The sequence below is a fragment of the Methylobacterium sp. J-076 genome, from assembly GCF_022829405.1.
GTDB lineage: Bacteria > Pseudomonadota > Alphaproteobacteria > Rhizobiales > Beijerinckiaceae > Methylobacterium.
In genome coordinates this window covers 43,105-50,354 of record NZ_JAKSXW010000050.1, presented here as the reverse complement: position 1 = coordinate 50,354, position 7,250 = coordinate 43,105, and the positions used below count along the sequence as shown (strand labels likewise).

At 68.7% G+C, this 7,250-nt stretch carries 7 protein-coding genes; 5 read left to right on the top strand and 2 right to left on the bottom strand.

Going from position 1 to position 7,250, the window contains the following annotated elements; all coding sequences use genetic code 11:
- Positions 1-365 precede the first annotated feature (365 nt).
- Together MKK53_RS03945 and mobF are read left to right on the top strand one after the other, a co-directional pair.
- Entirely contained in the window at positions 366-662 is a 297-nt protein-coding gene (locus MKK53_RS03945) for a hypothetical protein (protein ID WP_053610978.1), read from the top strand.
- Complete coding sequence (mobF, locus tag MKK53_RS03940; protein ID WP_007568942.1) at positions 659-3,583, top strand: MobF family relaxase; 2,925 nt, start codon at positions 659-661, stop codon at positions 3,581-3,583. Before MKK53_RS03945 ends, mobF begins: the two co-directional genes overlap by 4 nt.
- Positions 3,584-3,643: 60 nt before the next feature.
- Here the strand turns inward: mobF and MKK53_RS03935 are convergent, their stop codons facing one another.
- Together MKK53_RS03935 and MKK53_RS03930 are read right to left on the bottom strand one after the other, a co-directional pair.
- Positions 3,644-4,072, bottom strand: a complete 429-nt coding sequence (locus MKK53_RS03935) for a hypothetical protein (protein ID WP_007568940.1) — start codon at positions 4,070-4,072, stop codon at positions 3,644-3,646.
- 177 nt (positions 4,073-4,249) lie between these two features.
- A complete protein-coding gene (locus tag MKK53_RS03930; protein WP_007568938.1) occupies positions 4,250-5,068 on the bottom strand; it encodes a GntR family transcriptional regulator in 819 nt (272 codons plus the stop codon).
- A gap of 451 nt (positions 5,069-5,519) precedes the next feature.
- Here MKK53_RS03930 and MKK53_RS03925 point away from each other — a divergent pair, with 451 nt between their 5' ends.
- The 3 genes from MKK53_RS03925 to MKK53_RS03915 all read left to right on the top strand — a co-directional run bounded on the left by MKK53_RS03925 (position 5,520) and on the right by MKK53_RS03915 (position 7,247).
- Positions 5,520-6,215 (top strand): ParA family protein, encoded by a 696-nt coding sequence (locus MKK53_RS03925; RefSeq protein WP_007568936.1) that lies wholly within the window; start codon positions 5,520-5,522, stop codon positions 6,213-6,215.
- The gene (locus MKK53_RS03920; RefSeq protein ID WP_078947311.1) at positions 6,215-6,535 is read left to right on the top strand and encodes a ribbon-helix-helix domain-containing protein; all 321 of its coding nucleotides are present in this window, start codon (positions 6,215-6,217) and stop codon (positions 6,533-6,535) included. Before MKK53_RS03925 ends, MKK53_RS03920 begins: the two co-directional genes overlap by 1 nt.
- A 148-nt stretch (positions 6,536-6,683) precedes the next feature.
- A complete protein-coding gene (locus MKK53_RS03915; protein WP_007568934.1) occupies positions 6,684-7,247 on the top strand; it encodes a recombinase family protein in 564 nt (187 codons plus the stop codon).
- The last annotated feature ends 3 nt before the right edge of the window (positions 7,248-7,250 follow it).

Genomic DNA, 7,250 nt, shown 5'->3' with positions numbered 1-7,250 from the left:
GCACCGGCGGTGCGGCGGCTGCCGGGGGTCGCGGCGGCGTCCCGGGCGAGGCGGCGTAGGTCGAGGCGGGGGCGCTGGGCCATGGCAATGCCCTAGCAGAGCGGGGATTGCCAGGGCGTGCAGCCGATCGCTCGAATGCCGAGGGCGACGGCAAGCTCACGTTAGGATCCGGCCGAGGACGGCAGACTACGGCTGCAAACGGCAACCATACGGTAACGGTACGGTAACGTGTACGGCAAGGAGAAGGCTATCACACCACACGCACTGAAGTGACCCGGCGTTAACCGAGCGGGTTCACAAGCCTCGCCGATCGAGCCCGAGGGTGTCAGGCTGCCCAGCCCGAACCACCCCTATCAGGTGCGCCAATGGCCGACGAGGTCTCCTTCACCATTATCCTGGCGGCCCCCCTCGCCTCCCGCCTGACTGCCGCCGCGGCCGAGCATGGCTGGTCCAGCGAAAGCCTCGCGGCCGAGTGCGTGGCCCAACGCCTGGAGGTGGCGATCCGCCACCGCGTTCTGATCGAGCGCGCCGAACGGATCGACGCCGCCCTGCTCGATATGGCCCAGGCCGTGGGCGAACTCGGTGCGCCCTCCGGCGCCATCGACCTCACCAAGGTCTGTCGTTTTCGAGCCAAAGACGGTACCGGGGCCCCGGCGGCGTGACCGCCTCGCTGCACCGGCTCGGGGCCGGCTCGGCGGCCGGGCTGTATTACACCAACGACGGCCAGCGTGAGGCGCGCCCGGACCGACGCGACGACTATTATGCCAAGGATGGCGATGGCATGTGGTGGAGTTCTGGTGGGACGGTCGTGCGCCACGGCGCGCCGATCGCCGCCAGCTCGTTCCGCGACCTGTGTGCCGGATATCATCCCGGCACCGGCAAGCCGCTAGTGCGTGGCGCTGGCCCGGGCCACTGGGCCGGTCAGGACCTCACCCTAACCCCCGGGAAATCCGTTTCCGTGCTGTGGATGGCGGGCACGCCCGAGCAGCGCGCCGCGATCGAGGCGGCGCACCGCGCCGCGGTCGAGCGGGCGCTCACCTTTGTCGCGGCGGAGGTATTGGTCACCGTCCGGACCGGTGCGGGGGGCGTCGAACGACACCGGCCGAGCGATCTGATCGTCGGCCGCTTCGATCATTACACGACGCGTGAAGGTGATCCAAACATTCATACGCATTGTGTATTTATCAATGTTGCCGGTGCGCCGAAACATTCCGGATCCGGTCGATACAAATCTCAGACGCACCTGACCATCGAGGTCGAGCAACTCTACGCCTACCAGATCGCCGTCGGTGCCGCCTATCGTGCCGCCCTGGCGGAGAACCTGCGGGAGCGGTTCGGCCTGCGCTACCGCGAGGCCGGGCGCGGGCAATGGGAGGTCGCCGGGCCGCCTGAGGCGCTGCTGGCGGCCTTCTCCAAGCGCTCGGAGCAGATCCTCGACTATGCCGGCGCCGGGGCCACATCCGCCCAGCGCGAGGTCGCCGCGCTCGCCACCCGCCGGGGCAAGCACGAGCTGCCGACCGGTGCGGAGCTGGAGGCGCGCTGGCGCGAAGAACTCGCCGCCTGCGCGCTCGATCCGTGGGACGCCGCGCGCCATCCCGAGGACACGCGCGCGGCCGCGCGCGATGCGGAACGCGAACCCCCGTTCGACCCGCCCGAGATCCCCGGCGACGGCCCGGTCGCGCGCGCCGCCTCGGCCCTGTTCCGGCACGAGAGCGTCGTGACGCGCAAGGATCTGCTCCAGCGCGCCCTGGAACTCGCGGGGGTGCAGGGGCTCGGGGTCGAGGTGGTGGAGGCGGAACTCGCCGACTTGGAGCGGGACGGCACGCTGCTGCCGCTGGCGGCCGCCGAGATGGTGCCGGGGGCGAGCGCGTGCTGGACCAGCCCGGGCATCGCAACCTGCGAGGCAGCGATGCTGCGCGCCGCCGATCGCCCGTTGGACCGGCGCTGGATCGCCCCCGAGGCGGTGACGACGGCTCTGGCCCGGGACGGCCGCCTCAGCGCGGAACAGGCCGAAGCCGTGCGCCATGCCGCCGGCCCGGATGGGGTATCGCTGCTCCAGGCCGGTGCGGGCACCGGGAAAACGACGACGGCCGCGGTCCTGGTCGCGGCCGCGCACGACTCCGGGATGCGCGTGATCGGCCTGGCGCCCTCCTGGGTCGCGGCCGACGAACTCGGACGCTCGACCGGGATCCCCACACAGGCGATCGCCCGCTGGCGCCACGACCGCGCCCGGGCGACCCGCTCGGATGCCGAGTCCCAAACCAACCCCGCGGCGCTCGACCGCGACACCCTGGTCCTGGTCGACGAGGCCGGCATGGTGTCGAGCCGCGACCTGGAGGCGGTGCTGAGCGCGGCGCAGGCGGCCGGTGCGAAGGTCGTGCTGATCGGCGATCGACGGCAACTCGCCTCGGTCGGGGGCGCGAGTGCGCTGCGGGCGGTGGCCGAGGTGGTTGGGCGCTCCGCGGTGCTCGGCGAGGTCCGCCGTCAGACGGTGGCGTGGCAGCGCGCCGCCTCGGTGGTGATGGCGCGCGGCGATGCCGAGGCAGGTCTGCGCGCCTACGCGGCGGAGGGACAGGTCGAGCTGGTCGCGGGGGCCGAGGCGGCGCAGGCGCGCGTGATCGCGACTTGGACCGAGCAGCGCGTGAGCTACGGCGACGACGTGCTGATCGTCACCCGGCGCAACGCCGACGCGGCGACGCTGAACGCCCGGGCGCGGGCTGCGCTGCGGGCCGAGGGCCGGCTCGGGCCGGACCTGATCGCTCCGCCGGCGCGCGACCGCGAGGATCGGCTAGTGCCACTCGCGCTCGCGCTCGGCGATACTCTCCGGTTCGGCGAGAGCCTGCCGCACCTCGGCCTGCGCAACGGTACCCGCGCCCGGATCGAGGCGCTGGTCACGGACTCGGATGGCGGTGCGCGCCTGCATCTGGCGCTGGAGGACGGGCGGGTGATCGAGGCGGCGTGGGACGAGCTCCGGCGCGTCCCCCGGTTCGGCCGTCGGCCGGCCCATCCCAAGGTCGTCCACGCCTACGCCGGCACATCTTACGCGGCGCAGGGCCGGACCTGTTCCGCGGCGGTGGTGTACCTCGGGGCCGGCACCGACGCGCGCGAGGTCTATGTCGGCCTGACCCGGCACCGGCACGCGGCGCGGGTGGTGGTCGAGCGTGACCGGCTCGACGCCCTGTGTCGGCAACGCCAAGCGGATCCACGCATGCCGGCCAACGACACGATGGTCCTGGAGCGACTGTTCCGGGAAGCGCGTGGCTACCGCGAGAAGGCCAACGTGGTCGACTACGCCGCCGACCGGGTGGCGTTCGTGCGCGACGGGGTGCTCGGGCTGCCCGAGCGTGTCGCCCCGGGGATCGACGTCGGCCGGGCGGTACGCGCGGCCCGGGCGCTGCGCGAGGCGGCAGCGTGGCTCGGGGTCGGCCATATGATCGTGCCGGCCTTTCGCCTGATCGACGCCTTTGGGCGCCGGCTCGGCCGCGCGCCGGCCCCGGCGGTTCGACGCCTAGTGGCGCAGCTCGCGCGCCATCTCGGTCGCCCCGATCCGGAACGCGGTCGCGAGCCCGGGATCGAGCGGTGATCGTCAGCCCGCGGGCATGACCGATCGCCTCACGGGCGTGCTGATCTCAGCCGCCTGGGATCACCCGTAGGGCCCGCGGAACAGGTCACCCAGCGCTTTGCGTCGGAACAGAGTGGTCCAGCGGCGGCGACGGTGCTCGGGCCGATCGTGGATCATGTGGCAGCGCTGACAGAACGCGGCGAGATTGGCGTTCGCGTTGTTGGCGGTGTCGTGGTCGCGGTGGGCCGCGGCCAGCACCACCCGGGTCCGACGCACGCTCCCGAGGATGTCGACCGCCCCGGGCGCGACGCGCACCCGCCGCCCTCGCCCGTCACGCCAGGCGGCGACCGCCTCGTCCCACCAGCGGCCATCGCCGAGGTGGACCACGGTTCGCCCGTGCGGTCGCCTACAACCCTCGCAAGCGCCCCGGGCACGCCCGAACCGGATCGCGGCCGAGAGCTGCGGCCAGTCGATCGGGTAGAAGAAGCGGTGCTCGCGCCGGATCGGCATGGTGCGGTTCGACGCTCGGATCGGATGCGTGAGCGTAGAGCGAAATGGATCGTCCTCCCAGGGCCTGCGCGGGGATGGCGTTCGGTCAGTAGAAAGCTGATGGGCTTCTGGTCGAAGAAGCCCAAGCCTCCTCCCGAGGAGAGAGGGGCGTTCGTCAGACCGTACGAGCTCAGACCCTCAGCGCATGGCTCGGCCCGTGCCACGACCCACGCGGATTCGCGTTCGGTCTGATCGGTCGAGGTCACTCGCTGCCCGTCGGCAGCATTTTGACGGGTCCGTTTCCCCCGATTCTGACAGGATTAGAACTTCAGTACTCGTGCGCTTCGCGGATTTGCACCCTCCCCCACTGCTCAGCGTGGCCCGGTGAACCTCAGCACCCGAGAGTTCTCTGCCCGGCTTACGCGCCAGCCGCATCCAGGCCTGCCACTCGGGTGAGACGATGCGCACGACGTTGGTGTCGTTCCTGAAGCCCGTCACCCGCCGCTCCTCGACGGTGACTAGCCCGAGCTTCTTAGCCTCGCGCAGGGCGTTGCGGACGGTGGTCTCGGCCACGCCCGCGATCGCCGCGAGCTGCCCCACGGCCAGTCGGCAATCGCCTCGTTTTGAGGTTTCCGTGGCGACCAGGGCCAGCACCGCCTGCTCGGCCACGGTGAACTGCGCCGCGAGCCCCGGCGGAAGCCGCCCCGAGGCGGCCCAGCGGCGGCGGCGCTTCAGAGAGGAGTCCGTGCGAGGGCGCGAGCCGATATCTCTCTTGGGAGGTTTTGCTCTGTCCTGGGTCGGGGATGAGATTGCAGCGTCGGTGCTGGGTCGCGAGCTCGCCGGTAGCCTGCGAGCCGCAGGCGCGTCCGTGCGCGCCTCGATCAGCCCAGACAGCGCTTCGGCCTCAGCTTCCGTGACCTTCCCCTCCCCGAAGGCGCGCCACAGCAGCGCCGTCACTTGCGGCAGGGTGATTCGGCTCGACGCCTCAATGGCGCGGCGGATCTCGTCTACAAACACGTCTCTCGGCCCTCATCGGGCCGCAACAGGTCGTTCCGGGCCACCGCAGGGGCGTCCGGTCCACAGGGCAAAGCCTCATCGTCGCGAGAATTGGCGTTCCCGCTTGACGCCCGGGGGCGTCTCATGGCTTGTGGGGAGTGCGTTGTGGCCCCACAGGCCCTTTTCGATTTCGACGGCCCTCCAGTTTGGCGACTGGGGGGCCGTTGGCTTTTCAGAGGTCGACTTGCGGCGGCGTGGTCTCCTGATGCTGCCGACGACTCGCACAGAGAGCGCGTCAGCCGGACATGGCATGTCGGCTGGGTCGCACGGCTAAGTCAATGTTGCCGGTTCACTCACTGCGCTTGATACGCATTCCATGCAACCACATTTCCACACAAGCTAGCTTGTGTTTTTTCATTCATGTTGACGTTCCGGCAGTTTGGATGGTGTAGATGTAGGATTGTCGGTAGCTGTGCCGGACAACCTGTGTGGGGTCACACTGATGAAGGTGGTTGCGTTGCTAGCCTGGAAGGGTGGGGTCGGCAAAAGCACCCTAACGATCAACCTTGCCGCCGCAGCGATTGAGGACGGTCATAAGGTCGGCATTATCGATCTCGACCCGCAGTCGTCGTTGTCTGAGTGGTCAGACCGGCGGGAAGCCGAGCAGCCGTTCGTATCTGACGCCAAGCCCCGCGCGGTGGCGCAGATTGTTGAGGCCGGGCGCGGGCTCGGCCTAGATCTAATGTTGATCGACACCCCGCCCAACGCGACAGATGAGGTGGAAGCCGCCCTGGCGGTAGCAGATGCTGTCGTGATACCGACCGGCGTCGCCCTGTTCGATCTGAAGGCCGTCACCCGCACGGTGCGTGCTGCCACACAGGCCAACAAGCCAACTTGCGTGGTGCTCAACAGGGTCGGAAATCGCAGTGACCGCGAGGCGGCCCGGATCCGCCGCGAGCTGAATCACATCGGTATGCCGATTTTGCGATCTGTAATCCACGATCTGAAGGTGTTCCCGCGGTCAGCCGACGCCGGCCAGACCGCGATTGAGGTCGAGCCGGAAGGGAAGGGGGCCCTCGACGTACGAGCTGTGTGGAAGCATGTTTCAAAACAAGCTAGCCTGCGTGCTAAGACACGGACACGCAAGAATGCGAGTGAGATTGTGTGATGGCTAAGCCGAACCCCCTGTCGATGGCTGCGCAGGTGGCCGAGTCGTTGAAAGCCCCAGAAAAGGCAAAGGCTGTACCGCCGGTCGTACCGGCAGTAGCGGAGCCGGTTCCGGCCAAGACTACGCGCGAGGGAAAGCGGTTCCTCGGCTACTATGTTGAGCCGCAGCGACACGATGAAATCAAGCAGGCTGCGTTAGATGAAGGCATTCAAATCCAGGAGCTTCTCCGCCAAGCTGTAGATGCCTGGATGGAGGCAAATGGCACTGAAGCCGTAGCGACTGTAGAACGGCGACGCGCACGGCGGGCCGGGAAGCAGTAAGGGAAAAGAATAGTCGACCTTTCTCCCACCCGTCACGATAACCCGACCGCTTGAATAGAACCGTTTTTGAGCGGCTTTTCGGCCACCCGCTAAGCCATTGCGAAATTTAAGGCTGGATCGCGCGAAAACGTGCGCTTATAATTTAAGCATGAAAACCGGCTATGCCCGTGTCTCCACCGACGAGCAGACTCTAGCCTTGCAGCATGACGCGTTGCAGGCGAACGGGTGCGATGTCGTCTATGACGACCAGGGCGTTTCCGGCACCGCCATGAAGCGGCCCGGCCTCGCCGCCGCCCTGGCAGCGGCCAAGGCCGGTGACATGCTGACCGTCTGGCGGATCGACCGCCTCGGCCGCACCACGGCCGGGCTTGCCCTGCTTCTGGACGAGCTGCACGGGCGCGGCGTCGAGTTTCACTCGATCATGGACGGGATGGATACCCGCACGGCCGCAGGCAAGGCGCTGTATGGCATCATGAGCGTCCTGGCCCAGCTAGAGCGCGACCTGATTTCCGAACGCACCAAGGCTGGGCTGAAAGCCGCCAAGCGGCGCGGCAAGCGGGCAGGGCGTCCGCCTTCCTTCACACTGGAGAAGCGAGAGCTTGCCGTCCGTCTGATTGAGGATGGCAAGGGCAGGGCGGAGATTGCCCGCTTGGTCGGCGTCGCGCCTGCGACGCTACGTCGGCACATCAACGCCACTGGCGCGAGGCTATAGCCA

Coding starts and splice junctions, on each gene's coding strand:
- MKK53_RS03915 (WP_007568934.1), top strand. CDS start 6,684: ATGAAAACCGGCTATGCCCGTGTCTCCACCGACGAGCAGACTCTAGCC.
- MKK53_RS03920 (WP_078947311.1), top strand. CDS start 6,215: ATGGCTAAGCCGAACCCCCTGTCGATGGCTGCGCAGGTGGCCGAGTCG.
- MKK53_RS03935 (WP_007568940.1), bottom strand. CDS start 4,072: ATGCCGATCCGGCGCGAGCACCGCTTCTTCTACCCGATCGACTGGCCG.
- MKK53_RS03945 (WP_053610978.1), top strand. CDS start 366: ATGGCCGACGAGGTCTCCTTCACCATTATCCTGGCGGCCCCCCTCGCC.